Annotated in this window: 19 protein-coding genes; 15 read left to right on the forward strand and 4 right to left on the reverse strand. The window is 64.2% G+C overall.

The annotated features are described in order from the left end of the window. Nucleotides 1–24: 24 nt before the first annotated feature. On the reverse strand, nt 25–633 hold the full coding sequence (locus tag VF629_RS12145; RefSeq protein WP_331058752.1) for a histidine phosphatase family protein: 609 nt from the start codon (nt 631–633) through the stop codon (nt 25–27). A 155-nt stretch (nt 634–788) separates the two neighbouring features. Here VF629_RS12145 and VF629_RS12150 point away from each other — a divergent pair, with 155 nt between their 5' ends. From VF629_RS12150 to VF629_RS12205, 12 genes are all read left to right on the forward strand, one after another. Continuing rightward, on the forward strand, nt 789–1,469 hold the full coding sequence (locus VF629_RS12150; RefSeq protein ID WP_331058753.1) for a response regulator transcription factor: 681 nt from the start codon (nt 789–791) through the stop codon (nt 1,467–1,469). A 113-nt stretch (nt 1,470–1,582) separates the two neighbouring features. Beyond that, on the forward strand, nt 1,583–2,953 hold the full coding sequence (locus VF629_RS12155; protein ID WP_331058754.1) for a sensor histidine kinase: 1,371 nt from the start codon (nt 1,583–1,585) through the stop codon (nt 2,951–2,953). Between the two features lie 244 nt (nt 2,954–3,197). After that, entirely contained in the window at nt 3,198–3,977 is a 780-nt protein-coding gene (locus tag VF629_RS12160; RefSeq protein ID WP_331058755.1) for a polysaccharide biosynthesis/export family protein, read from the forward strand. Between the two features lie 47 nt (nt 3,978–4,024). Then, on the forward strand, nt 4,025–6,418 hold the full coding sequence (locus VF629_RS12165) for a GumC family protein (RefSeq protein ID WP_331058756.1): 2,394 nt from the start codon (nt 4,025–4,027) through the stop codon (nt 6,416–6,418). 32 nt (nt 6,419–6,450) lie between these two features. Further along, complete coding sequence (locus tag VF629_RS12170; RefSeq protein ID WP_331058757.1) at nt 6,451–8,034, forward strand: lipopolysaccharide biosynthesis protein; 1,584 nt, start codon at nt 6,451–6,453, stop codon at nt 8,032–8,034. Then, nucleotides 8,031–9,278 (forward strand): glycosyltransferase family 4 protein, encoded by a 1,248-nt coding sequence (locus VF629_RS12175; protein ID WP_331058758.1) that lies wholly within the window; start codon nt 8,031–8,033, stop codon nt 9,276–9,278. The genes VF629_RS12170 and VF629_RS12175 overlap by 4 nt, the downstream gene beginning before the upstream one ends. Before the next feature lie 30 nt (nt 9,279–9,308). Continuing rightward, complete coding sequence (locus VF629_RS12180) at nt 9,309–10,604, forward strand: O-antigen ligase family protein (protein WP_331058759.1); 1,296 nt, start codon at nt 9,309–9,311, stop codon at nt 10,602–10,604. Between the two features lie 58 nt (nt 10,605–10,662). Continuing rightward, entirely contained in the window at nt 10,663–11,883 is a 1,221-nt protein-coding gene (locus tag VF629_RS12185) for a glycosyltransferase family 4 protein (protein ID WP_331058760.1), read from the forward strand. Nucleotides 11,884–11,912: 29 nt separating this feature from the next. Further along, nucleotides 11,913–12,950 (forward strand): nucleotide-diphospho-sugar transferase, encoded by a 1,038-nt coding sequence (locus VF629_RS12190; RefSeq protein ID WP_331058761.1) that lies wholly within the window; start codon nt 11,913–11,915, stop codon nt 12,948–12,950. Further along, nucleotides 12,947–14,233, forward strand: a complete 1,287-nt coding sequence (locus VF629_RS12195; protein ID WP_331058762.1) for a glycosyltransferase family 4 protein — start codon at nt 12,947–12,949, stop codon at nt 14,231–14,233. Before VF629_RS12190 ends, VF629_RS12195 begins: the two co-directional genes overlap by 4 nt. Before the next feature lie 162 nt (nt 14,234–14,395). Continuing rightward, on the forward strand, nt 14,396–15,235 hold the full coding sequence (locus VF629_RS12200) for a glycosyltransferase family 2 protein (protein WP_331058763.1): 840 nt from the start codon (nt 14,396–14,398) through the stop codon (nt 15,233–15,235). 30 nt (nt 15,236–15,265) lie between these two features. Then, the gene (locus VF629_RS12205) at nt 15,266–17,944 is read left to right on the forward strand and encodes a T9SS type A sorting domain-containing protein (protein ID WP_331058764.1); all 2,679 of its coding nucleotides are present in this window, start codon (nt 15,266–15,268) and stop codon (nt 17,942–17,944) included. Nucleotides 17,945–18,091: 147 nt separating this feature from the next. Here VF629_RS12205 and VF629_RS12210 read toward each other — a convergent pair whose 3' ends face one another. The 3 genes from VF629_RS12210 to surE form a co-directional block, all read right to left on the reverse strand. Further along, nucleotides 18,092–18,838 (reverse strand): WecB/TagA/CpsF family glycosyltransferase, encoded by a 747-nt coding sequence (locus VF629_RS12210; protein WP_331058765.1) that lies wholly within the window; start codon nt 18,836–18,838, stop codon nt 18,092–18,094. 122 nt (nt 18,839–18,960) lie between these two features. Then, nucleotides 18,961–20,301 (reverse strand): exopolysaccharide biosynthesis polyprenyl glycosylphosphotransferase, encoded by a 1,341-nt coding sequence (locus tag VF629_RS12215; protein ID WP_331058766.1) that lies wholly within the window; start codon nt 20,299–20,301, stop codon nt 18,961–18,963. Nucleotides 20,302–20,808: 507 nt separating this feature from the next. Further along, entirely contained in the window at nt 20,809–21,669 is an 861-nt protein-coding gene (surE, locus tag VF629_RS12220) for a 5'/3'-nucleotidase SurE (RefSeq protein WP_331058767.1), read from the reverse strand. A gap of 159 nt (nt 21,670–21,828) precedes the next feature. On the opposite strand from surE, the gene VF629_RS12225 reads away from it, so the two are divergent. The 3 genes from VF629_RS12225 to VF629_RS12235 all read left to right on the forward strand — a co-directional run bounded on the left by VF629_RS12225 (nt 21,829) and on the right by VF629_RS12235 (nt 26,248). Next, nucleotides 21,829–22,254, forward strand: a complete 426-nt coding sequence (locus tag VF629_RS12225; protein ID WP_331058768.1) for a DoxX family protein — start codon at nt 21,829–21,831, stop codon at nt 22,252–22,254. A 57-nt stretch (nt 22,255–22,311) separates the two neighbouring features. Continuing rightward, complete coding sequence (locus VF629_RS12230; RefSeq protein ID WP_331058769.1) at nt 22,312–24,075, forward strand: M14 family metallopeptidase; 1,764 nt, start codon at nt 22,312–22,314, stop codon at nt 24,073–24,075. Nucleotides 24,076–24,427: 352 nt separating this feature from the next. Next, nucleotides 24,428–26,248 (forward strand): alpha-amylase, encoded by a 1,821-nt coding sequence (locus tag VF629_RS12235; protein ID WP_331058770.1) that lies wholly within the window; start codon nt 24,428–24,430, stop codon nt 26,246–26,248. The last annotated feature ends 202 nt before the right edge of the window (nt 26,249–26,450 follow it).

A 26,450-nucleotide genomic window follows, 5' to 3' on the forward strand; every position in this document is an offset into this window, starting at 1 on the left:
GCGAAAGTAAGCGGCAGCCGCGGCTTACTTCATGGGCGTGGCCTGGGCGCTGGGCTTGGCCGCGGCTTTGCCCTTGCGCTCGGCACCGTAGCCGCGCACGTCCACCGTGGGCGTGGCACCGTCCACGAGGCGCACCGTGAACAGGTAGTCGTACTCATTGTCAGCAATTTCCTCCACGGGCCGGGTGGCACCGAAGTCGTCAATGAAAGGCAACAAGGTGTTGGAATGGCCCACCACAACCACCGTTTTGCCGTGGTATTCTTTCTCGATGCGGTCGGCCAGGTCGTGCCCACGGCGGGGGTCGTATACCTGGGGCTCAAGTTTGAGGGCTTCGGCCAGCGGCGCCACCGTGGTGCGGGTGCGCTTGGTGTCGGTGGTGAAAATGGCCACGGGGCCGCGTTTTACCAGCGTTTGGCGCAGGGCCAGGGCCCGGGCGGCGCCCGCGGGCGAAAGCGCAGGGTCGGCGGGGTTAGCGGTGTCTTTTTCGGCGTGCCGCACCAGGTAAATGGTGGTTACCGGCGGCTTCACCTTGGTTTTGGCCTTGGGCTGCGCCTGGGCGCTGGCCGTGGCGGGACTTGCCAGCGCGGCCACAAAAGCCACCGCCGCCAGCCAGAGAGATACACGTGCGTTCATAGGTATATTGGGTTGCAAAGAGCAGAGCGTTGGTGCAGCAAATTACGCCACGGGCGGCAAACGCCGGCCGCGAAAAAACCAGTCCTTCACCTGACCTTCAGCCAAGATGCAGTACTGTTGCGGCTGCAACTTGCCACTCACCAACTGATTTCCCCATGCACGTCCTGCTCATCGAAGACGAAAAAAGCCTCCACCAGGAAATGCGCCTGTTTTTGGTGCAAGCCAAATACCTGGTCGATTCGGCTTACACCTACGCCGAAGCTTCGGAGAAACTCTTTGTTAGCAGTTATGATTTCGTGCTCCTCGACCTGGGCCTGCCCGACGGCGACGGCCTGGTGCTGCTCGAGGAAGCGCGCCTGAACGAGAAACAAGAGGCTTCCTTCATCATCCTCTCCGCCCGGGGCGCCATCAACGACCGCATCCGCGGGCTGGACCTGGGGGCCGACGACTACCTCCCCAAGCCCTTTTCGCTGCTGGAACTCACCAGCCGCATGCACGCCATCACCCGGCGCAAGTTCAACCTGAAGCGGCCCGAAATCACCTTTGGGCAGGGCTTCCGGATGGACCCCAATGCCCGGTTTGTGCGCCACGGCAGCCAGGACGTGCCCCTCACGAAAAAGGAGTTCGACTTGCTCCATTACTTGCTGCTGCACCGCGGCCGGGTGCTCACCCGCCTGCAGCTCGGCGAGCACCTGTGGGGCAATGTATTGGAAGACGACTCGGACTCAAATTACATCGACGTGCACATCAAAAACGTGCGCAAAAAACTGGCCCCGTTTGGCACCGCCGACTTTCTGGAAACCGTGCGCGGCATCGGCTACCGGGCGGCGGAGTAGCTTCAATGGGTGAAGGAGTGAATGGGCGAAGGAGTGAATGGGCAATCATTGCCGCGGAACCTCATTTGCGCATTCACTCCTTCACCCATTCACTCCTTCACCCATTTTACCGCATGCGTCTCGAAGTAAAGCTGGCTCTCTACAATGCGCTTTCCAAGCTCCTGTTGGTGTTGCTGGGGGCACTGGCCATTCCGCCGGTGATGCACCGGGCCGCGGTGGCCCACACCGACCTGCGCCTGCGCTACAAGCAGCAGCGGGTGCTGGCCCTCATCGACCGCGACGGGCTGGAAGCTTTCGAGCGCAGCAAGCGCGCCGAAAGCGACGCCGACTACAACATCCTCAAGCAAGAGTTCATCACGCTGACGCCCCTGCCCGCGGGCACCCCGCTCGCCCCCGAACGCATTTTTGAGGAGCCCCGCCGGGTAGACCAGCAAGTGGAGGAGTACCGGATTCTGCAGTTTACGCGCCCGGCCCGCAGACCCGGAGAAACCGCCAGCCAACTCGAAATCGGCTCCTCGCTCGACCTGATTGACTTGCTGACCGGGACCTTGCAGCAGCTGGCTTTCGCGCTGCTGGTGGCCGCCTCGCTGGTGGCCGTGGTCATGGACGGTGCCGTCACGCACTACCTGCTGCGGCCCTTGCGGGAGCTCATCAACCGCAAGCTGCGCGGCATTCGGCAACCCTCCGATTTTCGGTTTGAACCCATTGATACTGACACGGCTGATTTCCGCAAGCTCGATGACCGGTTGAATGCTTTGATGCACCAAGTGCAGTCGGCCTTTGCCAAGGAGCGCGAGTTCATGAGCAACGTGAGCCACGAGCTGCTGACGCCGGTGAGCATCCTGCAGTCGCGCTTCGAAAACATGCTGCAGGACCCCAGCTTGTCGGAGGCGCACGCCCAACAAATTGTGGAGTCCCAGCGCACGCTTTACCGCTTGCGCAACACCGTGCGCACCCTGCTGCTCATTGCCAACATCGAAAACGCCCAGTACCTGCGCGACGAACCGGTGCGCCTGTCCACGGCCCTCGCCGACGTGGCCGAGGAACTGGAAGACCGGCGCCTGCAGCGCGAGCTAACCCTGGAAGTCGACCTGAAAGGCAACGACCTGCGCCCCCACGCCAACGCCAGCCTGCTGCACCTGTTGCTGCGCAACCTGCTCTCGAACGCCATCAAGTACAACCGCGAGGGCGGGCACATCCGGGTGCTGGGCCGCGAAGGCGCCGGGGGCAGGTACACGCTGCGGGTGGAAGACACGGGCCCGGGCATTGCCCCCGCGCACCTGCCCTACCTCTTCGACCGGTTCCGGCGGTTCAATGCCACCGGGCCGGGTTCCCCCGAAGGCTACGGCCTGGGCCTGCCCATTGCCAAAACCATCGCCGGCTTCCACGGAGCCACGCTGCGCACCGAGTCGGAAGTGGGCCGCGGCACCGCCTTTGTGCTAGACTTTGGCTCAGTGGATGGGCCGGCGCCCACCACCGTCTAGCTCGGGGGTTGGGGTGCTTATTTTAGGCAACGGGGGTAGCGGCTCCGACTGGAATTTCGCGCCATGTCTTTGGTTGAACGACTAATGCCCCTTTTGGTAAGCTGTACAGTAGAAAACGTGGAATGCCTCAGTGCAAACTGAAAGGACGTCTAAATATATTAATTTTTCGTTAATATTTTGTATTAATGCATTCATTTCATTAATTTACTTTTTTATAGAACCATTTAATGAAATGAGGAGGTGTATGGGAGTGCATTTACGGACGGGAAATATTTTTTTTGCATGGCTATTTTTTCTTAGCGGTTGCGTAACCCAGCAAAAGCTGCCTTATCTGCAAGGTCAGGCCTATTCTACCCTCAGCCCCGTTAACATCGCCAACGCGCGCCCGGACTACCAATTGCAGGCCGGCGACGTGTTGAGCATTCGGGTGCAGAGCGTGCAACCCGTGTTGAGCGACATTTTCAACGTGCCCAGCACCCAGACCATGACGGCCGGCGACCCCAGCACGCTCTACCTGGCGGGCTACCCTGTGGACGAGGCTGGCACCATCAACCTGCCCACCGTGGGCCGGGTGAAGGTGGCCGGGCTGAGCGTGAAACAGGCCGAAACCTTGGTGCAGGGCAAAGTGGGCGCCTACGTGCGCGACGCCAACGTGCTCATGAAGCTGCTCAGCTTTAAAATAACGGTGCTGGGCGAGGTGCGGCAGCCGGGCCGCTACTTCATCTACAACCCGCAGGCCACCGTGCTGGAAGGATTGGGACTGGCCGGCGACCTCACCGAGTTTGGCAACCGCGAGAACGTGAAGCTCATTCGCCAAACCCCCAAAGGCTCGCAGGTAATCCTGCTGGACCTGACCGACGCCAAGCTCCTGCAATCCCCCTACTACTACCTGCTGCCCAACGACGCGCTGTACATCGAACCCCTGAAGGCCCGGGCCGTGCGCGGCAACGCCAGCAACCTGGGCATCGTGTTCGCGGGCGTGTCGGCCATTGTGTTGCTGCTCAGCTTTTTGGATATCAAATAAAGCTTCGCTTATTAAATTACCACGGGCTTTATGCTCCCCCTATCCATATGGAAACGCGCCCTGCTGTCTTCTCTGCCGAATTGGACTTACACGAGCTTTTTTTTAACCTTCGGCGGCGCTGGCTTTATTTTGTGGGTTCCCTGCTGTTGATGGCAGCATTGGCCTGGACCTACCTGCAGGTGAAAGCGCCGCTGTACGACTTCCGGGCCACGCTGCTCGTGGGCGACCAGTCCACGGGCTCGAAGCAGGCGCAGGAGCTGCTGCAGCTCTTGGACAGCAAGTCGAAAGGGTTGAAGATGGAGGATGAAGTGGGGCTGCTCACTTCCTCGGGCATGGTGCGGCGCACGCTGGCCCAACTCCCGTTTTCGGTAGGCTACTTCGCGGAACCCAAGTCGTGGCTGAATTGGGTGCGGCCGCTGCAGGTGCGCGAGCGCGCCCCCGAAGACGCCCCCTTCCGGGTAACCACGGCCCCCAACCGGCCGCAGGTCACGGGCGTGTCTATTTACGTAGAATCGGTAGCCGCCAACAAATTTCGGGTGCACGCCTCGGCGAAGCGCGGCGAGTTGCGCTACCTAAGCACGGGCGAGCTGGTGCGGGAAGTAAACGGGGTAGAGCTGGACCAGACGGTGGCCGCGGGCGACACGCTGCGCAGCCCGCTGCTGACGGCCGTGTTCCAGCCAGGGGCCGACTGGGCGGCTTTTGAGAGCGGCGCGCGGTATTTCTTCCGGCTCAACGACGAGGCCAGCCTAGTGGGAGACTACCTGAGCCGGCTGAAAGTGCGCCCCACCGACCACGAGTCCCGCATCCTGGAGCTGAGCACGCGGGGCACGGTGCCGGCCAAAGAAATCCGGTTTCTGAACGCGCTGATGAACACCTACGTGGAAGACGACCTCGTGCAAAAGAACCAGATTGGCCGCAAAACCGTCGCTTTTCTCGACGAAGAAATCAACAAGCTGGCTTCCTCAAAGTCGCGCGCGGCCCAGAGCCTGAGCACGTTTCGCTCAGCCAACAGCGTGGTGGACGCCGACGCGCAGTCGGGCGTGGGCATTCGGCAGCAGAACGAGCTCACGGCCGCCCGGGCCCGGCTGGCCACCCAGCGCCGCCAGTACCAGAACATGCTGAACTACCTGGAGGAACACAGCAAGCCCGGCAGCCTCACCGCGCTCAGCAGCGCGGGCCTCGACGACCCAGCAGCCACCGGCCTCATTCAGCAGCTGGCCGAGCTGAACGGCCAGCGGGCCGCCCTCACGGTGAACGCCAGCGAGATAAACCCCCTGCTGCTGGTGCTGGACGAAAAGATAAACACCACCAAAGCGCTGCTGACGCAGACCCTGACGGGCCTGGTGGCCACCGCCAGCAACGGCCTGCGCGACGTGGACCAGCAACTGGGCACGGTGCAGGGCCAGCTCAACCGCATGCCCGAAAACCAGCGCCAGCTCGGCACGCTGCAAGCCACCAGCAACTTCAACGAAAAGAACTACAGCTTCTTGGTGGAAAAGCGCAGCGAGGCGGCCATTGCGCTGGCCACCAATACCACCGACAAAAAGGTGGTGGACCCCGCCAAGCAAAGTAGCCTGGGCCCCTCGGCCCCCAAGCCCTTGCTGGTGGCGCTGCTGGCTGGCCTGGCCGCCGTGGTGCTGCCGGCCGGGCTGGTGATGCTTCACACCAGGGCCAACCGGCGCGTGCAAAGCAAAGCAGACCTGGCGCGCCTCACCAGCATCCCGGTGCTGGGCCTGATTCCGCACGGCACGGCCGACGAAATGCAGAAGATGCTGCACGACACCCGTGGGCCCATTTCCGAGGCCTTTCGCTCGGTGCGGGTGAACATGCACTACCTGGCCAGCGGGCACCACCACCGGGTCATCGGCGTCACGTCGTCGGTGCCGGGCGAAGGCAAGAGCTTTTGCGCGGCGAACCTGGCCGCGGAGCTGGCCCAAAGCGGCCGGCGGGTCATTCTGCTCGAATGCGACATGCGCCGCCCCACGCTGGCCCGCTACTTTGGCCTCGACGCGCACGCCCCGCACGGCCTGAGCACCTACCTGGCCGGCGAAAGCTCGCTGACCCAGGCCCGCAGCAGCACCAACATTCTGGGCCTGGAAGTGCTGTGCTGCGGCCCCCTGCCCCACAATCCCACCATGCTGCTGGAAAGCTCCTTGCTTGGCGAGCTGGTGCAGCACCTGCGCATGAGCTACGACTACGTCATCGTCGACATCCCACCCTTTGGCTACGTGGCGGAATTCCTGGTGCTGCTGCAGTACCTCGACGCCAAGCTGTACGTGGTGCGCCAGAACTACACCGACCGGGGGCTGGTGAGTCAGATTAACGAAATGCACCGCGACCACAAGGTGGAAAACATCTACATGGTCATCAACGACGTGCACTTCGCCAACACCTACGAATACCGCTACAAAGCCACTGCCTACAAGTACTACGGGGTGTGACGCTTCGGTCCGGGCCGCTTTCCTTTTCCTTTATGGCAGTTACCTCATCCCCATCGTTGGCCGCCACGGCCGTGCGCGGCGTGCAGTGGACCACGGCCGCGACCGTGCTCACGGCCGTGCTGCAAATCGGCTACACGGCCGTGATGGCGCGCTTGCTGGACCCCGCGGCGTTTGGCCTGGTGGCCATGACCGGCGTGGTGCTGCGCTTCGGCAGCTACTTTGCCGAGATGGGCCTGGGCCATGCCCTGGTGCAGCGCTCCCGCATTGACGCCGACGATGTGCGCGCCACGTTCACGGCCTCGTTGGGGCTGGGGCTGGCGGTGGCGGGCTTGGCTTGGCTGGGGGCTCCGCTCGCGGTGCTGCTGCTGAAAAACGAGGCCGTGGTGCCGCTGGTGCGGGTGCAGGCGCTGGGGTTCGTGCTGGTGGGCCTGGGCGTGACGGCCACCAGCCTGCTGCGCCGCAACATGCGCTTCGAGGTCATTGCCAAGGTGGAAGTGGCGGCCTACGTGCTGGGCTACGGGGGCGTGGGCGTGTCGCTGGGTTGGCTGGGCCTGGGCGTGTGGAGCTTGGTGCTGGCCAGCTTGGCCCAGCAGTTCTTCGCCGCAGTGCTGAGCTATGCCGTGGTGCGGCACTCGCTGCGGTTCACCTTCGTGCGGGCGCCGTACGCGCGGCTGCTGGGCTACGGCGGTCGGGTGTCGGTGGTGGGCTTTTTGGAATTCGTGAACGGCAACCTCGATACGCTGCTCATCGGGCGGCTGATGGGTTCGGGGATGTTGGGCGTCTACAACCGCGCCTACATGCTGCTGTATCTGCCCATGTATTTTCTCACCCACAGCCTGGCGCGGGTGGCGTTTCCGGCGTTCAGCAAAATAAAAGATGACCTGCCCCAGGTGCGCGCTCTGTACCTGACCAGCAGCACGCTGGTGGCCACCCTCATTCTACCGCTGTGCGCCGGCGTGGCCGTGGCCGCCCCGGAGCTGGTGCAAGTGCTGCTGGGCCCACGCTGGGCGGCGTCGGTGCCCATTCTGCGGGTGCTGTGCATCGCCATTCCGCTGAGCATGACCACCATGTTTGCCGGCATTGTGGCCGATGCCCGCGCCAACCTCCGCCGCAAGGTGGTGCTCAACCTGCAGTTTATGACCTTGCTGGCCAGCTTGTTCTGGCTGCTGCGCGGCTACGGCTTGGGCGGCATTGCCCTGGCCATCGGCACGGGCGAGGTGGTGCGCACCTTCCTGTACATGCGCGTCACGCACCAGGATTTGGGCATTCCCTATGCCCGCATCCTGGGCCTGTACCGCCCGGGCCTGCTGAACGCGGCGGCGGTGGGCGCGGCCCTGCTGGCGGTGGCGGCCGTGCTGCGGCCCTGGCACTGCCCGGCGCTGCTGGCCCTGGCGCTGCTCATGCTCACGGGGGCGGTGGTGCTGGGGGCCGTGCTGCTGCGCTGGCCCACGGCCGAGCTGCGGCCGGCGCTGCAAACCCTGCTGGCGCGGCTGCGCGGCCTCGGGGCCTTGCCCGCGTGGGCGCACCCGGCCCTGGGCCGCTACGAGAGCTATTTGCAACGTTCCGCCGAGCACACTCCTGCTTTTGAACCCCTTGCTACCTCCCTTACCTCATGAACATCTTGTTGACTTCGCTGATGGTGCCGGGGGCACCCACGGGCGTGCGGGTGCACTACGAGCGGCTGGCCGAGGGATTGCGGGCGCAGGGCCACCGCGTCACAGTGGTGACGCAGGACAACCTGCCGCGGTGGATTCGGCGCTCCATTGGAGGCGTGCGCCGCGGGCTGGGGCTGGTGGCCGGCCGCCTGGGCCACCAAATTGGGCTAGAACTCGGCTTTGTGGCCGAAATTTACTTCGCCATCGACCGCCGCGAGCCCTACGACGTGGTGAACGCCCAGGACGTGAGCAGCGGCTGGGCCGCCCGCCTGGCGCTGCCCGCACGCGTGCCGGTGGTGGTGACCGGCCACTTCAACGACCACCCCGGCGAGGAAATCGTGCAACAGCTGAGCATCCCAGCCAACAGCCTCACGGAGCGGTTTTTGCACCGCTGGTACAATTTCCTGCTGCGCCGCACCCGGTATTTCCTGGGCACTTCGGACTACGTGCTGCGCCGGGCCTTGCCCTGGCTGGACCCCAACGGCCACCACGTTGCCGTGCACAACGGCGCCGACCTGGCCGCCTTTGCCCCGCCCCGCCCCTACGCGCCGCCCGCCGCCGGCCCCGACTTGCGCCGGCTGTTTCCGGGCCGTTCCGTTATCCTCAACATTGGCCAGTTGGAGCGGCGCAAAAACCAGCAGTACCTGGTGCAGCTGGCAGCCGAGTTGCGGCAGCACACCCCGGATTTTGTGGTGGTGCTGGTGGGCTTGGGCGAAGACGAAGCGCACTTGCGCCGGCTGGTGGCCGAGCAGGGCCTGCAACGCGAGGTAGTGCTGCTGGGCTACCACCGCCACGTGGCGGGGCTGCTGCACGGCGCCGACGTGTACGTGCACACGGCTACCCGCGAAAATTGCCCGTACGTGCTGGTGGAAGCCATGGCCGCGCAGTGCCCGGCCGTGGCCCTGGTGGCGGGCGGCAGCCCCGAGCTGCTGGCGGCCACGCCGGAAGCTTCCATTCCGCAAACCACCACGCCGGCGGCACTGGCGAGGCAGTTGCACGGCTTGCTGGCCGCGCCGGACGCGCTGCTGGGGCTGCAGCAGCGGCAGTACGCCCACGCCCGCCAGCACTTTACGGTGGAAGCCATGCTAGCCAAAACTCTGGCTTTTTTCGAAACCGCGTGCCAGCACCAGGCGGGCCCGCTGGCGGAGCCCGCCCCACCGCCCCTCGAACCCCACCTGCATTCTGCTGCGCCCCGGTTGGGCTAGCTGCCCGTCCATTCCTGCACCGTCGACCCCATGAAAATCAACCTTGGCTTCCTGCTGATTGTGCCTTTGCTGGCCGTGCTGGCCACCAATGCGGCCTTCTGGGAATTTATTTACGGCCCCCAGGTCGACCAGGAGCCAGAGGGCGTGAAGCTCTATACCTACCTGCTGTTTGCGGCGTCGGCCGGCGCACTGGTGCTGTACGGGCGCTACATGGAGCCCATCATACGAAACTGGCTGCTGGTGGTGCTGGCCGCCATCGCGGGGCTCATGCTCGAATCTTATGCCAACCAAGGGTCCTGGATGGCTTACCCGCACGTGTTCAGCAAGTTGCTGGTGCTGCTCATCATGTTTGGCATTTACGCCTTTTATCGGCGCTTCGGGCTGCCGCCCATGGGGCAGGTAATCGAAACGTTGACGGTGGTGCTGCTGGCCAACCTGCTGGTGTTCCACCGCGACTCGCTCAGCCTGTCGGCCTTTGCGGAGAACGAGCGGGGTTTCGGCTCGGCGGCGGCTTACCTGTTTGTGCCAGTGGCGCTGTACTGCCTCAACCGCTACTTGCTGCGCGGGGGCTGGCTGGTACTGGCGGGGTTTCTGTTCTGTTTGCCGCTCATTATTTTTCTGCAGCACCGCTCGGTGTGGATTGCCACGGCCGTGGCCCTGCCCATCGATTTGTGGCTGTTGCGCCGGGTGCCGGGGGCGCGGTTTTCCTTGCCCAAGGTACTGGCGCTGGTGCTGCTGCCCGCCGTGCTGGGCTCGTTGGGGGCCACGGCTTTGGTACTGGACAGCCCCGAGGTAGTGAACCGCCTGGCCACCAACCTGGAGGACATGGCCAATGCCGACAAACAGGGCACTGGCAGCTGGCGCCTCAAGCAGATGGAGTCCTACGTGCCCCTGGTGCAGGAGCGGCCGCTGGCCGGCTGGCGGCTCGAAGGCTTTGAAGTCCCCATGCAGTTCTACGACCCCAGCAGCAACCAGCCCATGTGGCAGGACCGCACCGGCCACCATTTTCATAGCTTTTACCTGGACCGGGCGTTTTACTTCGGCGCCGTCGGCATTGCGCTGGTGCTGCTGGTGCCCCTGGTTCGCACCGGGCAGCGGCTGTGGCAGTCGGGCCCCATGCGCCCCGACACGGCCCTGCTGATTGCCTACTTCGCCTGCCTGCTGGTGTTTTCGGCTTCCTACGACTGGTCGACTTACCACTTCGGCCTGCTGGGCTTGCTGCTGGCCTACCTGGCCGAGCCGGAGCCCCGGCCGGCAACCCCCGCCCTGCAGGAAGACAGGGCCGCTGCTCCCCTGCCGCTGCCCCGCGCTTATACCCGCATGTAACGCTTTATCATCAACTGCCATCGGCCTGTAGCTGAGTGGCTTATTCCCCTGCAACGCCATGAAGATTCTCTGGCTGGCCCCCTTTCCTCACCCGCTCGACACGGCCGCGCACCCGGTGCCGTGGGTGGGCACCTTGGCCAATTTGCTCAAGCAAGTGCCCGGCATCGAGCTGACTGTGCTGAACTGGACGCCCCGCCTGACTGCGCCGGTGGAGGAGTTTGACCGCGACGGCATGCACTTCATTTACCTGAAGACGCCGCCCGTGCGCCAGGACATTCTTACGCTTTACCGGCGGCGCATTGCCATCGTGCGCGAGTACCTGCAGGCGCATGCCCATGCCTACGACCTGCTGCACCTGCACGGCTCGGAGCTGCAGCTGCCGGCCATGACGGCGGGCTTGGCCGTGCCCATGCTCCTTTCGGTGCAGGGCATCGTGTCGGTGTATGCCCGGCACGTACCGGACCCGCTTTCCATGCTGAAATTTTTGTGGACGCTGGCCGGCTTTTACGAGCGGCGCTACCTGCCCACGGTGCACCACTTCCTGTGCCGCACCCACTGGGACAAAGCCCACACCGCCCGGCTAAGCCCCGGCTGCACCATCTACCACAACTGGGAAACCCTGCGGCCCGAGTTTTTTGCCGCCGCCGAGCGGCCCAAGCCGACGCTTCTCGCCCGGCCCCAAGTGTTGTTCGTGGGCGGCAGCCAGGCCATCAAAGGCTTCAAGGAAGCGTTGCTGACCTTCGACCGCATTCGGCAGGCCGCGGACCTGCGGCTGGTGATAGTGGGCCGGCTGGGCGACGACGAGGTGCAGGCCGTGGTGCAGCGCCACCGCCTGCGCCACATCGCCCCGGAGAGCGTGGAGTGCCGGCGCTTCCAGACCGCGGCCGAACTGGCGGCGCTGTGCCGGGAGTCGTTCTGCCTGCTCCACCCGTCCTACATCGACAACAGCCCCAACAGCGTGTGCGAAGCCCAGCTCATGGGCCTGCCCGTGGTGGCCACCGACGTGGGCGGCGTGGCCTCGCTCATCACCGAGGGCGAAACCGGCCTGCTCGCGCCCCTCGACCCCGCCGCCCTGGCCCGGCAAGTGCTGCGCCTCTACCACGACCGGGCCCTGCACCGCCGCATTGCCGCCAAGGCCCAAGCCCTGGCCCGGCAGCGGCACGACCCGGCCACCATCCTTGAGCGCACCCTCGATGCCTACCGGGCCGTGCTGCAAGCCGCCCCCCGCCCCGCCGCCAGCCCGCAGGCCGCCGCGGTTCTGCTCCCCGAATTTTCCTAACAAAGCATTGTGCATTAGCCCATATTAGCATGAACAATAAAGCTACTCTAGAGCCTGATGAGGGGCTGGCCACGCCGGTGTTGCTGCTCGTCTTCAACCGCCCCGACACTACGCGGCAGGTATTCGAGGCCATCCGGCGGGCCCGGCCGGCCCGGCTCTACGTGGCCGCCGACGGACCCCGCCCCGCCCACCCCACCGACGCCGCCCGCTGCGCCGAAACCCGCGCCGTGACGCAGGACGTGGACTGGCCCTGCGAGGTGCACACCCTGTTTCACGAGCGCAACCTGAACTGCGGCCTGGGCCCGCTCACGGCCCTGAACTGGTTTTTCGAGCATGAGCCCGAAGGCATCGTCTTGGAGGACGACTGCGTGCCGTCGCCCAGCTTCTTTTGGTTTTGCGCCGACTTGCTGGCCCGCTACCGCGACGACGCGCGGGTGATGCACATCGGCGGCAACAACTTTGGCTCCGAAGCCCGGAAGCCCGGGGCGCCGGGGGAGCCGTCTTATCATTTCTCGACGCAGCGCAACAGCTGGGGCTGGGCCACTTGGCGCCGGGCCTGGCAGCTCTACGACTACCACCTCACCGGCTTCCGCGAGGCCGTGGCGGCCGGGGCGCTCGACCACGCGTTCGGCGGGCCGCTGGAGAAGCGCTACCGCTTGGGCAAGATGGCCGCCGTGCTGGACCTGCCCTCGCCGCCTGACGTGTGGGACTACCAGTGGGAATACGCCATTGCCCGACACCGCGGCCTCTACGTGGTGCCCGCCGTGAACCTGGTGGGCAACATCGGCTTCGGCCACGACTCGACCCACACCCACGACGGCGGCGACGCCATGGGTGCCGTGCCGGCCCGTGACCTGGCGTTTCCGCTGCGCCACCCCGCCCGCGTGGCCCCGGACCGCCGACGCGACAAGCGCCGGTTTCAGGAGTTTTTGCTGGGCCGCGTGGCCGCTGTGGTGCGGCGCGTGTTGGCCGGCCAAAAGCCCGTGGCCGCCGGGCTGCAAAGCCCCAAGCAGCCCCAGCGCATCTCTCAGCCCGTGTCTCAGCCTGCTAACGCCCTGCAATCATGAAGATTTTGCTTTCGGCTTATGCCTGCGACCCGGCCAAAGGCAGCGAAGAAGGCACGGGCTTCCACTACCTCTGGGAAACGGCGGCGCTTGGGCACGAAGTATGGTGCCTGACCACGCCGCGCGGACGAGACAACCTGGAACAACGGCTGGCTGAACGGGCCGACGACCCCGTTGCGGCCCGCATTCACCCCGTGTACGTGGCCGTGCCCCCGGCCGTGGACTTCCTCTACCGCTGGCAGTTTGGGGTGTACGTGCACTACATCGCCTGGCAGCGGGCGGCCTGGCACGCGGCCCAGCCCCTGGACCAGCGCCTCAACTTCGACCTGGTGCACCACATCACGTACAACAGCCTGCAGATGGCCTCCTGGCTGTGGCGCCTCCGCAAGCCGCTGCTGTTGGGGCCCCTGGGTGGGGGCATGCAGGCGCCGGCGTCCTTGCGCAAGTACCTGCCCGGCTGGTTCAAAACCGAAACCCTGCGCAACGTGGTGGGCCAGCTGCTCACCGCCTTCGACCCCAACGTGCGGCAATCGTTGCGCCGGGCCGCCCTGGTGTTCGTGGCCAACCGCGAAACCGCCGCCCTGGCCCGCCAGCTGGGTGCCCGCCGCGTGGAGCTGGCCATGAGCACGGCCCAGCCGGCCAGCTTTTTTCCGGCCGCCTACCAGCCGCGCCCGCCCCTGGCGGGCCGGGAGCTGCGCATTTTGTGGCTGGCGCGCGTATACCCGCGCAAGGGGCTGCATTTGGTGCTCGATGCCTTGGGCCGCGTGGACAAGCGGGTGCCTTTTCACCTCGACATCATGGGCGACGGCCCGGTGGGCCACCTGGTGCCGGGCTGGATTGCCGAGGCGGGCCTGCAGGACCGGGTGACCTGGCACGGCCAAGTGCCCTACGCAACCATTCGCGCCGCCTACCTCGGCCACGACCTGTTCATGCTGTGCAGCCTGCGCGACACCTTTGCGGCGCAGTACGTGGAGGCCATGGCCCTGGGCCTGCCCATTCTGACGCTGGACCACCACGGCGCCACCGACTTCATTCCCGACGACGCGGGCGTGAAAGTGCCCGTGCAGTCGGCCGAGGCCACCGCCGACGCCCTGGCCCGCGCCGTGGAACGCCTCTACGACCACCCCGAAGAACTGGCCAGCTGCGGACGGGCCGGCTTTGCCTTCGCCAGCCGGTACAGCTGGCCCCAGCTGGCCCGGGAGCTGCACCGCCGCGCCGCGGCCGCGGCCCCGGAGCTGGCCGGCCTGGCACCCGCGGCGCCCTTGGTGGCGGCCACCGCTTCATAGACCGGCTTTTCTGTTCCGGGGACGCGTGCAAACGTGAAAACTCAGCCAAGCCACGTGTAATTGTTTAACGCTCGACTTTTACCTTCTTTCCTCCGCCCAAAACGTCTTAGCAATACTCTGGCGGCAGCAAGCTTTCCAGTTTGTCCGCCGGCCCTTCCTGCCATGCTTTACATCATCATTCCCGTGTTCAACCGGTGGCCGTACACCCGCGCCTGCCTGGAATCGTTGCGTGGCCAAACCAGCCAAGACTTTCGCACGGTGGTGGTCGACGACGGTTCCAGCGACGAAACGGCCTCGGCGTTGGCTCGTGAGTACCCCAAAGTGGAAGTGGTGACCGGAACCGGCCACTGGTACTGGACGGCGGGCGTGAACGCCGGCATTCGCCGCGCCCGGGCCCTGGGCGCCTCCCGCGTGATGACCCTCAACAACGACGTGGTGGTGGCGCCCGACTTTGTGGCCCAAATGCTGGCCGCGGCGCAGGAGCACCCCAGGGCCGTGCTGGGGGCGCTGGAGTTCGACGCCCACACGGGCGAGCCCATCTACGGCGGCGAGCGGTTGGATTTTCGCACCAACACGCGCCACGACTTGCTGGCCGAACTCCCCCCCGACCAGCGCCGCGGCTTGCAGCCCGTGACCTACCTGCCCGGCCGCGGCCTGCTCATTCCGGGCGCCGTGCTCGATGCGATTGGGTTGTTTGACGAAAAGCGCCTCCCGCACTACCTGGCCGACTTCGACTACACCAGCCTGGCACGCCTGGCAGGCTTCCCGGTATATTGCAATTATGAAGCACGGCTAGATACGTATCCTGAAGAAAGCGGCCAAACCTTGACGCGAAAAAAACGGAGTTTAAGCGGGTACTTGCAGCACCTGTTTGGAATAAGAGGCGGCGGCAATGTGGTCAACTTTACCTATTTTGCGCTAAAGAACTGTCCCAAGCCCTATCTACCCTATTTTTTACTAAATGGCTATGCCCGGCGGGTGGTGGGATATTTTCTACACTAAGCGCTACATCTTCAACCAAAAAGTGCAATTATGATAAAACTTAACAATTCGGTCATTGGACTTTTTTTCTCATTAAGCGGGCTGCTGGTGGCTTGTTCTTCGCCCGCCAGCGGCAGCACCATCGTCATCACGCAGGGAGGCACGTACCGAGGGACGTACCAGAGCTCGTCGTCGTCGGTGCCGTGCGTGCGCGTGGCCACCAGCCAGCCCGTGGTGCTGGAGGGCTGCACCCTGACCGGGGCCGGCAACCTGATTGAAGCCGCCGAAGGCGCCAACCTGACCGTGCGCAACTGCCGCGGCCAGGCCCTAGCGCCGTCGGTGGACGACCAAGCGCCCGGCCGCTTCCTCGACGCCTATCGGGCCCAGCGCCTGGTGATTGAGCACAACGACTTCGCCGGCACCAGCGGCATCGTGGTCAACCGCTGGTCGGGCACCGGCGCGCCGGGCCACACCCTGACCGTGCGCTACAACCGGGTGCGCAACATAGACGGGCGCTGGCGCAACGGCGGGGGTAGCACCCGCAGCAGCTTCCTCATTTTGAATACGGTGCAGCAGGTGCCCGGCATGGAAGTGGCCTACAACGAGGTGGTGAACACGCCCAACCAGAGCCTGGTGGAGGACAACATCAACTTTTACAACTCCTCGGGCACGGCCCAGAGCCCGGCCCGGGTGCACGACAATTTTGTGCGCGGCGCTTACCCGTTCCCCGCCACGGCGGGCCATTTCACGGGCACGGGCATGACCACCGACGGCGACGCTGCCACGCCCGACGGCGCCACCGCCTACGTCGAAGCCTTTCACAACCAATTTGTGAGCACCTGCAACGCGGCCATGAACATTGCCGCCGGCCACGACGTCTTCTTCCACGACAACCGGATGGTGACCAGCGGCCTCCTGCCCGACGGCACCCGCCTGCAAGCCACGTACGCCGCCACGGCCGTGTTCAACTTTTACCAGCAGCCGGGCAATGTATTTTACAACAACCGCGTGGCGAACAACACCATTGGCTACGTGAAGTGGGGCGCCACCATTCCCTACCCCGACCGCCAGGACCTGAGCCCCGGCAACTGCGCCCCGTGCACCGGCACCGCGCACCTGCCCAACCCCATCACACCGGCCACCGAGGACGGCGAATGGCAGCTGTGGCAGCAGAAGATTCAGCAAGCCGGCGTCACCATTGGGCCGGTGAGTGCCAGCGCGCCCACGCCGCCTCCCGCCGCGGCCACCGGCCAGGTCAGCAACCCCGGCTTTGAGGCGGACGGCCAGCCCGAAGGCGCGCCCTCGGGCTGGCAAACGACCACCGGAGCCGGCACCAACGACAACGCCGACTACACCGAAACCTACCCCGACGCTCATTCCGGCAACTTCCACGGCACCCACTACCGCCCCGAAGCCTACGAAGTATACACCCACCAAACCGTTCGCGGCCTGCCGAACGGCACTTATGCGTTTAAGGCGTGGACGAAAAGCACGGGCGGCCAGCCGCATGCCCAGTTGCGTGCCCAGGACTACGGCGGCCCCGCCGTGAGCGCCAACGTGCCGGCCACGCCCGACGGCGAGTGGGTTCAAGTGACCCTTTCGGGCGTTACGGTGACCATTGGCCAATGCGACATTGGTTTTTACTCCCGAGCCGGTGCCGGGCAGTGGCTGTATTTTGACGACGTGGAATTAGTCCAGCAAAACACCCCGCCGGCCGTGTCGCTCACCACCTCGGCCACAAGCGTCGCCTTGGGCCAAGCGCTGGCCTTGAGCGCCGCCGCCACCGACCCCGACGGCACCGTGGCCACGGTGGAGTTTTTCGAAGGCACCACCAAGCTCGGGGAAACCACGGGCGCCCCCCATCAGCTAAGCTGGACGCCTACGGCCGCGGGCAGCTATGCACTCACGGCCCGGGCCACCGACAACGCCGGCGCCACCGCCACCTCAGCGGTCGTGACGGTGACGGTAGCGGCTCCGGCCCCCACGCCGCCGGTGGCATCCGTCAACGCGGTGCTGAACCCGGGCTTTGAAGCCGACGGCGGAGCAGTGGGGTCGCCCTCGAACTGGCAAACCACCACGGGCGCTGGCACCAACGACAACGCCGACTACACCGAAACGCACCCCGGCGCGCACACGGGCAACTTCCACGGCACCCATTTCCGCCCCGAAGCCTACGAAGTATACACCCACCAAACCGTCAGCAACCTGCCGAACGGCACGTACACGCTCCGCGCCTGGGTGCAAGGCAACAGCACGCAGTCGCAGCTGCAAGCCCAAAACCATGGCGGGCCGGTGGCCAGCGTGGCCTTGCCCGCCACGGGCCAGTGGACGCAGGTTTCCCTATCCAACGTGAACGTGAGCAACGGCCAGTGCGAGATTGGCTTCTATTCTAAACCGGGTGGTGGCCAATGGCTGTATTTCGACGACGTGGAGCTGCTGCGGCAGGACGGCGGCACTGCCCGGGTGGCGGCCGCCGCCGGCACGGCGCCGCTCTACCCCAACCCGGCCACCAACCAAGTGACCGTGAGCGCCAGCTACCCGCGGGCCACCGTTGTGGTGCTGGCCCTGATTGACGCCCAGGGCGTGGTCGTGTCCGAGCACCGGCGCCAGGCCACGGCCGGGCCCAACCAGTTTACCCTGGACACTGCCAACGTGCCCAATGGCCTGTATACGCTGCAGGTGAAGAGCAACCAGCCCCTGGTTCGGCAACGCCTGCAAGTGCAGCACTAACCAGCTATCGGGCTGCCAAAGAGCGGTCCTGCTCGGCTAAACAAAGTAGCTTTGCTGCGCAACCAATTCCGTTTGGTTGTGCGGTAGGCATGCTTCGTTCAGCTCAGCAGGACCGTTCAGGTTTACCAGACTGTTTCTTCGGGGCGCTTACTTTCCAGAAAGCGTCTTGCGGGCCATTAGGTATAGAAAGCGGGAGTTGGTGACCAGGTAGCGGCGCCAGAGGCGCCGCGGCTCCAGCCACAGGCGGTAGGCCCATTCCAGCCACAGCTTGCGTGCCCACACCGGCAAACGCTCTTCCAGCCCGCCGTACACCAGAAAGGCCTGGCCCACGCCCAGCATGCACGCCTTGATTTTGCCGCGGTGGTCGGCCATCCACCGCTCCTGCCGGGGGCAGCCCAGGGCCACAAACAGCAAATCGGGGTCGGCGGCGTTGATGGCGGCCACGTGCTCGACCTCCTCGGCCGCAGTGAGGGCGCGGAAGGGCGGGGCGCAGGTGCCCACCACGCGCAGGGTAGGCAACTCCCGCGCGGCCCGCTCCCGGATGGCGGCCAGCACGGCGTCGGTGGTGCCGTAGAAATACACCGCTTGGTCGCGGCGGGCGGCTTCGGCCAGCAGGGCCGGCACCAGGTCCATGCCCGCCACTCGCTCTTGCCGGCGGCCGCTCAGCCACCCGGCTACGCTGGCCACGGGGCCGCCGTCGGGGGTTACCAAGCTGGCGTCGTCGAGCACCTGCTGGAAGCTGGCGTCACGGTGGGCTTCCACCACCATGTGCACGTTGGCGCAGCACACGTAGGCCGAGGCGCGGGCGGCGCCCAGCTGCAGGATGCTTTCCACAAAATCATCGAACGAGCCCGTGGAAATGCCCGAGTTTAAAACCAGTTGTTTCGATAGCATAAGCAGAAGAAAGACGCGCAACGCGCAACTAGCAAGCAATAACTGATAAGCAATGGGCAGGGCCAGGTCAAACCGCAAAAGTACAGCCCTTGCAGTCGAGCTACTTGCTGCTACCTACCGCTTCAATAAGCGTTTTTTTCGCCAACTATCATGTTGCGCACGGTCTGCCCAATAATCTTCAGGTCGAGCAGCAACGACCAGTTTTCCATGTATTTCAGGTCGTACTCCACGCGCTTTTCCATGGCGCCCTCGGCCCGGGTTTCCCCCCGGAAGCCGTTCACCTGGGCGTAGCCCGTAATGCCGGGCGTGACGGTGTGGCGCTGGGCATACACCCGAATGTATTTGGAATATTCTTCGAGTTGCGACACCATGTTGGGGCGGGGTCCCACCACCGACATGTGCCCGAGCCAGACGTTGAAAAACTGGGGCAACTCGTCCAGGCTGGAGGCGCGCAGGAAGCGCCCAATGCGCGTGACGCGCGCGTCGCCCTTGGTGGCCTGCAGCTCGTTGCCGCCCAGGTCCATGCGCATGGTGCGCAGCTTGTAGCAGGGAAACAGCTTGTTGCGCCGGCCGGGCCGCAGCTGCTTGAACAGCACCGGGCCCGGCGAGTCGAGCTTGATGAGCAAGGCCAGCACCGGCAGCACAACGGGGAAAATGCCCACGATGACAAAGCCCGAAAAGGCCAGGTCGAACACTCGCTTGACGAGTTGATTGACGCGAAAGCCCAACGGGTTTTGGCGCACCGTGAGCAGGGGGCCGCAGTCGTGGAAGTGCACGTTCACGCCCTTGTGCAAGGTCCCCTCAAAGTCGGGCACAATGCGGAAAGCAATGAAATGGTCGTCGGCAAAGGCGGACAGCTCTTCCAGGAAAGCGGTTTGGTTTAGCGGCAGCGCAAAGTAGATTTCGTCGATTTCCTCGCGCTCGCAGAAGGCTTTCACGTCGGCCACGCCCCCGCGCAGCAGGTGCTGCACGTCCTCGGGGACGGGACCATCGGCGAAAAAGCCCGCGCATTGATTGGCCACGGGCTCGTGCACGCCCAGGAAATGGTACAGCTCGCACCCGCTGCGGCTCGCGCCCACCACCACAAACCGGCAGTGGGGCCGCGCCCAACGGTAGCGGTAGGCGCGGTACAAAAATGCTATTACCAAGCGGCTGCCCACCACCGCCCCGCCGGCCAAGCCATAGAGCATCATCAGGAAGCGAATGGGCAGCACCCGCAGCTGCAGCACAAGCAAGCCGCCCGTGAGCAGTATGCCGTGCAGCAAAAACGTGAGCAGCACGGACCGGAATTTCTCGGTGTAGGACGTGAGCCGGTCCACGGGCACGGGGTTGGCAAAATGCCCCGCCACAATCCACCACAGCAGGATGTAAATGGCCAACAACGACGGGTAAGTGCCCACAAACTGCCAATCGCCGCGGTGATAATAGGACACCACGCGAAAAGCCCCGAAAATCCAAAGCACATCAATGAGCAACAGAACTACTTGGTTTACTTGAGTTCTCCGTGCCTGTAGCGTGCGCCCGTTGTACATGTCCAGCCATCTATTAATTAGACAATTTAATACTCTAAATTTACCATAAAATTATGTAATGCAATAATTTTTATTGAAAAAGTTAAGTTTTTACACAATGATAACATACCTACCCCTTCCCGCCCTCTTCAGCTGAGCGCTGCATGTAGTCACCAACCCGCCTAAGTAAAGTGTGCAATCAACCCGATTTCATGGCTCATAATTGGCGGCCGGGCATACCGCTCGCTACGCGCTGGGCTTTTCGGTTTGGTGCGCCACATCCGTGTGCATCTGAATATAATTGGCGTGCGTGGCCAGCCCGGCATCGGCGTAACTCGCGCGCAATGCAAAAATAAAGGCGCTCCTTTCGGAACGCCTTTCATGGATTGGGATGCCGTCATCCGTCCTTTGGTGCTGCTTGAAACCGTGCCCAGGCAGGCCATTGGCTGCATTAGCGGCTTAGCCTAGATTGGCCACGCCGTAGTCCTGCGACGGCACGGGCTGGGGCGGCGCGGCCACCTCGGTGGGTTCGGGCAGCGGGAGTTGCCACTGGGTGCTGAGCTGCGAAAGGCCCGCATGCGCGGTCAGGTCGAACTGGCAGGGCACCACCGACACGTAATTGTTGGCCAGGGCCCACTCGTCGGTGTCGGTGCCGTGGTCGAGGTTGAGGAACGAGCCCACCAGCCAGTAGTACGGGCGCTGGTAAGGGTCGAGGCGACGGTCGAATTCCTCCTGCCACTTGGCGCGGGCCTGCCGGGCCAGGCGCAGGCCGGCAATGGGCGTGGCGGAGTTTTTGGGGATGTTCACGTTGAGGGCGGTGCCGGCGGGTATGCCGTGGGCGAGGGCGTGGCGGCACACCTGGCTCACCCACTCGCCTACGTGCGAAAAGTCGGCGTTGGGGCCGTACTCGCACAGCGAAAACCCCACGGCGGGCAGGCCTTCGATGGCCGCTTCGATAGCCGCCGACATAGTGCCAGAGTACAGCACGTTCACCGAAGCATTGGAGCCGTGGTTGATGCCCGACACCACCAGGTCGGGATTCCGGCCTTTCAGCACGTAGTGTTTGGCAATTTTGACGCAGTCGGCGGGCGTGCCCGAGCACTCGTAAGCGTCGACGTCGGGGCCGAAGACGGGGTTCCTGGTCAGGCGCAGGGCCTGGCCGATGGTGATGGCGTGGCCCATGCCGGACTGGGGCGAGTCGGGGGCGACCACCACCACTTCGGCGCCCAGGCCTTGCACTATTTCTACCAGGTGGCGGATGCCGGGGGCGGTGATGCCGTCGTCGTTGGATACCAGGATAAGCGGGCGCGAAGTAGTCATGAAAACGAGCGAAAGTGAAGAGGTGGCGGGGCCTGGCCACAAAGGTAGCCACCTCGCCTACCGCCTGGCGGCCCCAATTGTTTCGGGCCGCACCGACAGCCTTTCTCCGCGTTTTCCGTAATTAGGCCCTTCTACCGTCCACTTCAACTTCTCAAATCGATGATATTCACCAACCGTTACCAGGCCTCCGACTTGGGGTTGCTGCTGTTGCGACTCGGCCTCGGCGTGATGTTTATGGTGCACGGCTTGCCCAAGCTGGCCGGTGGGCCCACGGCCTGGGCGGGCGTGGGCGGGGTGATGGCAGAGGTTGGCCTGGGCTTTGCGCCGGCCTTTTGGGGGTTCCTGGCCGCGGTGGCTGAATTTGGGGGCGGGCTGCTGCTGGCGGCTGGCTTGTGGTTCCGGGCGGCGTGCTTCTTCCTGCTCATCACCATGATTATGGCCACGATAATGCACCTGAGCAAGGGCGACGGCTTCAGCGGCTACTCGCACGCTCTGGAGGCGGCCTTTGTGTTTCTGGGGCTGCTGTTTGTGGGCCCCGGCCGGTACAGCCTGGACGAGCGCCTGTACGGCGGCCGCCTGCGGTAGCGGGTGGTTAGCACGGCTCGCCTGCTTGATAAGGAGGGGAGTTCGTTCTTTTGCGGCATGCTCGCTCTTTTTCTTACGTCTCTGCTGATGACCACCTCCCCTGCTCCGGCGCCGGAATGGCGCACGCCCTTCGAAACCGGTGGCGGGAACACCACCGCTACCTACGCCGAATGCGTGGCCTACTACCAAAAGCTGGCCGGGGCCTACCCCAAGCAGCTGCACCTGGCCACGGCCGGTCCCACCGACTCGGGCCAGCCGCTGCACGAAGTCGTACTCAGCCCCGACGGCGACACCGACCCGGCCAGCATTCGCCGGAAAAACCGGCGCATTCTCTTCATCCAAAACGGCATTCACCCCGGCGAGCCCGAGGGCATCGACGCCAGCATGATGCTGGCCCGCGACCTGATGCAGCAGAAAAGCCTGCAGAAACTGCTGAGCAACGTGACGGTGGTCATCGTGCCGGTGTACAACATCGATGGGATGCTGAACCGCAACGCCACCACCCGCGTCAACCAGAACGGCCCGGCCGAATACGGCTTCCGCGGCAACGCCCGGCACCTCGACCTGAACCGCGACTACATCAAGCAGGAGTCGCGCAATGCCCGCTCGTTTGCGGCGCTGTTTCAGAAGTGGCAGCCCGACGTGTTCGTGGAAACCCACACCTCCAACGGCGCCGACTACCAGTACACCATGACGCTCATTGCCACCCAGCACAGCAAGCTGGCGCCGGCGCTGGGCACTTACCTGCAGGGGCAGCTGCTGCCCGCGCTGTACAAGGGCATGGACAAAAAGAAGTCGCCCATGACGCCCTACGTGGACTTCGACGGCCAAACGCCGGAAAGCGGCCTGCGGGCTTTCCTGGAAACGCCGCGCTACTCCACCGGCTACGCGGCGCTGTTCAACACCATCGGCTTCATGCCCGAGACGCACATGCTGAAGGCCTTTGCGCCGCGCGTGCATGCCACGTATGATTTTCTAAAAACCGTGCTCGAAACCGTGGGCCAGCAGTCGGCCGCGCTGGCCGCGGCGCGGGCGGCCGCGGCGTCGGCCATGGCCACGCAAGCCGTGTTTCCCCTCACCTGGAAGCTCGACGACAGCCAGCACGAAACCGTGCAGTTTCGCGGCTACGAGGGCAAGCTGAAGCCCAGCGAAGTGAGCGGGCAGCCCCGCCTCTACTACGACCGCGCCGCACCCTTTACCCGGCAGGTGAAGTACTTCAACACATTCAGGCCCAGCACCACGGCCCAGCGCCCCACGGCCTACCTCATTCCCAAAGCCTGGGCCGAAGTGGTGGACATACTGCGGCGCAACGGCGCCACGCTGGAGCCGCTGGCCAAGGACGTGACCGTGCCCGTGCAAGCGTATTACTTCGAAGATTTCAAGACCACGCCCCGGCCTTTTGAGGGGCATTACGTGCACAGCCAAGTGCAGCTGCGCACGGCCACCGAAACCGCCACTTTTCACCAGGGCGACTTCGTGGTGTACGTCAGTGACACGGCCCCCGCGCGCTACCTCCTCGAAACGCTGGAGCCGCAAGCAACGGATTCCTTCTTCGCCTGGGGCTTTTTCGACAGCGTGTTGCAGCAAAAAGAGCATTTCTCCGACTACGTGTTCGAAGACGTAGCCGCCGACCTACTTCGCCGCGACGCCGCGCTGCGTGAGCGCCTGGAAAAGCTAAAAAAGGACAACCCCGCCTTCGCCGCCAACGGCCCGGCCCAGCTGGAATGGGTGTATCTGAACTCGGCTTACCACGAGGCGGGGCATAACCGCTACCCGGTGGCGCGCTGGCTCGGCCAGGGGCGCGTAGACGAAGCGCGCTAGCATCTGGTCGCCCTGGCTTGGGTCGCGCAGCTTAGGAATTACGAGTGTGTTGTTCGGGCTCTGATTTGGAGTCAGCTTCTGCTGAATTGTTGTTAGCGTGTGCAATTTATTCTGGTAATAAGTCTGATAATTTACAAGCCATTAAACCACATTAAATGTCAAGCCCAATATTTTTTTGCGCTTGATTTTGCGAAAATGGCAAACGCCGACTTTTGCCCTTGCCCCAAAATGACAAATATGCAATCGTTTGCACAAGCTATTATCATTCTGTAAAAAGCCAGAATTCTGCACGGCAGTGGGACGAAAGTGACGCTCTACCTTGGGGCTTCACTCTTATAATTCCCACCACCATATGACAAACTTTCTCCGCGGGGCAACCCGCGCATCGTTCGCTGCTGCCTTGCTGTTAGCAGGCTGTGCCAAGGAAGCCTCGCTTCCCGCCCCTGGGGTACCGGCCGCTGTGGCCCCGACCATTACCAACGCCACCGTCGCCAATGGGGTGATGATGCAAGGCTTTTACTGGGATGTGCCCACCAGCACCCCCGCCGGCACCTGGTGGCAAAACCTGGGCAGCAAAGCCACCGAGCTCAGCCAGGCCGGCATCACGGCCGTGTGGCTGCCGCCGGCCTACAAGGGCTCGGGGGCCCAGGACGTGGGCTACGGCGTGTATGACCGGTACGACTTGGGCGAATTCAACCAAAAAGGCACCGTGGCTACCCGCTACGGCACCCTGGCCCAGCTGCAGAGCTGCATCACGGCCCTGCACGGCAAGGGCGTGCAGGTGTACGAAGACATGGTGATGAACCACCTGACTTCGGCCGATGCCCAGGAGCAGTTCAACGTGGGCGGCACCAACTACAACGTGTACACGAGCTTCACCTACCCCGGCCGCAACAACGTGTACAGCACCTACAAATGGCATTATTATAACTTCAACGCCACGCAGCAGGCGCCCAACAATGGCTGGTACCAGTGGAACGCCTACGACTTCCAGCCCTACGCCAACGGCGACGCCTACGACAACCTGCTGGGCTCGGAGATTCGCTACGCCGACGTGAACCAGCGCACCGAAACCAAGAACTGGGGCAACTGGATTACCACCAAGCTCAACCTGGACGGCTACCGCCTCGACGCTACCAAGCACATCCAAACCTCGTTTGTGAACGAATGGCTGGACGCGGTGAAGGGCACCAGCGGCCGCTTCGCCGTGAGCGAAGCGTGGTTTCGCAACCTGAGCGACCTGAACAACTACGCCGCCGCCACCGGGGGCCGCACCAGCTTGTTCGACGTGCCGCTGCACTACACTTTCCAGGACATGAGCAACGGCAACGGCGCCTGGGACATGCGCGGGCTGCAGTTTGCCGGCTTCACCGAAGCCAACGGGGCCTTGTCGGTTTCCTTCGTCGACAACCACGACACCGACCACCGGGAGGGCGCCCTCTACTCGCCGGTAGTCAACCTGAAGATGCTGGCCTACGCCTACATTCTCACCCGCGAAAAGGGCTACCCCTGCGTGTACTACCGCGACTTTTACGAGTACGGCCTGGGCACCCAGCTTAAGAAGCTCCTGGCCATTCGCAAAGCCAATGCCTATGGGGCTGCCAATGAATACACCGGCGTGAACGACGCCAACGTGTATGCCTATTCCCGAGCTGGCGACGCCACCCACAAGGGTCTGCTCCTGCTGCTGAACGACGGCGGCAGCGCCGCTAGCAAGGGCATCACCACGCCCTTCCCCAATGCCACCCTCACCGATGCGACCGGGAACAACACCGGCACCGTGACCACCAACGCCAGCGGCTACGGCGTGTTTCCGGTGGGGGCCCGCTCCTACGCAGCGTGGGTGCCAGGCGGTGGCACCACCACGCCCCCTCCCACCGGCACCACGGCCGTGCAGTTCAACGTGAACTACAGCGGCACCGTGGCCGGCCAAGACGTGTACGTGCTGGGCAGCACCGCCCAGCTCGGCGCCTGGAACGCGGCCAACGCCATCAAGCTCAGCGGCGCGGCTTACCCCAAGTGGAGCGGCACCATCAACCTGACCAGCGGCACATCGGTGCAGTTCAAATACATCCGCAAGGACGGCGCCGGCAACGTGCTCTACGAGGGCGGCTCCAACCGCGTGTTCACGCCCACGGGCACCAGCCAGGTGCGCAACGATACCTGGCAATAACGCCGGTTCGGCAGCGGCGTACGCCTGCCGGTCCGACGCCCTAGGCGTCCGACCGGTTGTTGCCAGCACTATCCATACTCAACGTCCTCACAACAACCGGTCGGACGCCTAGGGCGTCGGACCGGGGCCTACCTTGGGCACGAACTCAATCCAGTGTGGCAATGGCGCTGCTGTTTGCCCCGGCAAAGCCCGCAACCAAAAA

The sequence above is a fragment of the Hymenobacter sp. genome, from assembly GCF_036388155.1.
Lineage (GTDB): Bacteria > Bacteroidota > Bacteroidia > Cytophagales > Hymenobacteraceae > Hymenobacter.

Coding starts and splice junctions, on each gene's coding strand:
- VF629_RS12190 (WP_331058761.1), top strand. CDS start 11,913: ATGAACAATAAAGCTACTCTAGAGCCTGATGAGGGGCTGGCCACGCCG.
- VF629_RS12160 (WP_331058755.1), top strand. CDS start 3,198: ATGGGAGTGCATTTACGGACGGGAAATATTTTTTTTGCATGGCTATTT.
- VF629_RS12185 (WP_331058760.1), top strand. CDS start 10,663: ATGAAGATTCTCTGGCTGGCCCCCTTTCCTCACCCGCTCGACACGGCC.
- VF629_RS12235 (WP_331058770.1), top strand. CDS start 24,428: ATGACAAACTTTCTCCGCGGGGCAACCCGCGCATCGTTCGCTGCTGCC.
- VF629_RS12200 (WP_331058763.1), top strand. CDS start 14,396: ATGCTTTACATCATCATTCCCGTGTTCAACCGGTGGCCGTACACCCGC.
- VF629_RS12205 (WP_331058764.1), top strand. CDS start 15,266: ATGATAAAACTTAACAATTCGGTCATTGGACTTTTTTTCTCATTAAGC.
- VF629_RS12180 (WP_331058759.1), top strand. CDS start 9,309: ATGAAAATCAACCTTGGCTTCCTGCTGATTGTGCCTTTGCTGGCCGTG.
- surE (WP_331058767.1), bottom strand. CDS start 21,669: ATGACTACTTCGCGCCCGCTTATCCTGGTATCCAACGACGACGGCATC.
- VF629_RS12195 (WP_331058762.1), top strand. CDS start 12,947: ATGAAGATTTTGCTTTCGGCTTATGCCTGCGACCCGGCCAAAGGCAGC.
- VF629_RS12210 (WP_331058765.1), bottom strand. CDS start 18,838: ATGCTATCGAAACAACTGGTTTTAAACTCGGGCATTTCCACGGGCTCG.
- VF629_RS12145 (WP_331058752.1), bottom strand. CDS start 633: ATGAACGCACGTGTATCTCTCTGGCTGGCGGCGGTGGCTTTTGTGGCC.
- VF629_RS12175 (WP_331058758.1), top strand. CDS start 8,031: ATGAACATCTTGTTGACTTCGCTGATGGTGCCGGGGGCACCCACGGGC.
- VF629_RS12165 (WP_331058756.1), top strand. CDS start 4,025: ATGGAAACGCGCCCTGCTGTCTTCTCTGCCGAATTGGACTTACACGAG.
- VF629_RS12150 (WP_331058753.1), top strand. CDS start 789: ATGCACGTCCTGCTCATCGAAGACGAAAAAAGCCTCCACCAGGAAATG.
- VF629_RS12170 (WP_331058757.1), top strand. CDS start 6,451: ATGGCAGTTACCTCATCCCCATCGTTGGCCGCCACGGCCGTGCGCGGC.
- VF629_RS12230 (WP_331058769.1), top strand. CDS start 22,312: ATGCTCGCTCTTTTTCTTACGTCTCTGCTGATGACCACCTCCCCTGCT.
- VF629_RS12155 (WP_331058754.1), top strand. CDS start 1,583: ATGCGTCTCGAAGTAAAGCTGGCTCTCTACAATGCGCTTTCCAAGCTC.
- VF629_RS12225 (WP_331058768.1), top strand. CDS start 21,829: ATGATATTCACCAACCGTTACCAGGCCTCCGACTTGGGGTTGCTGCTG.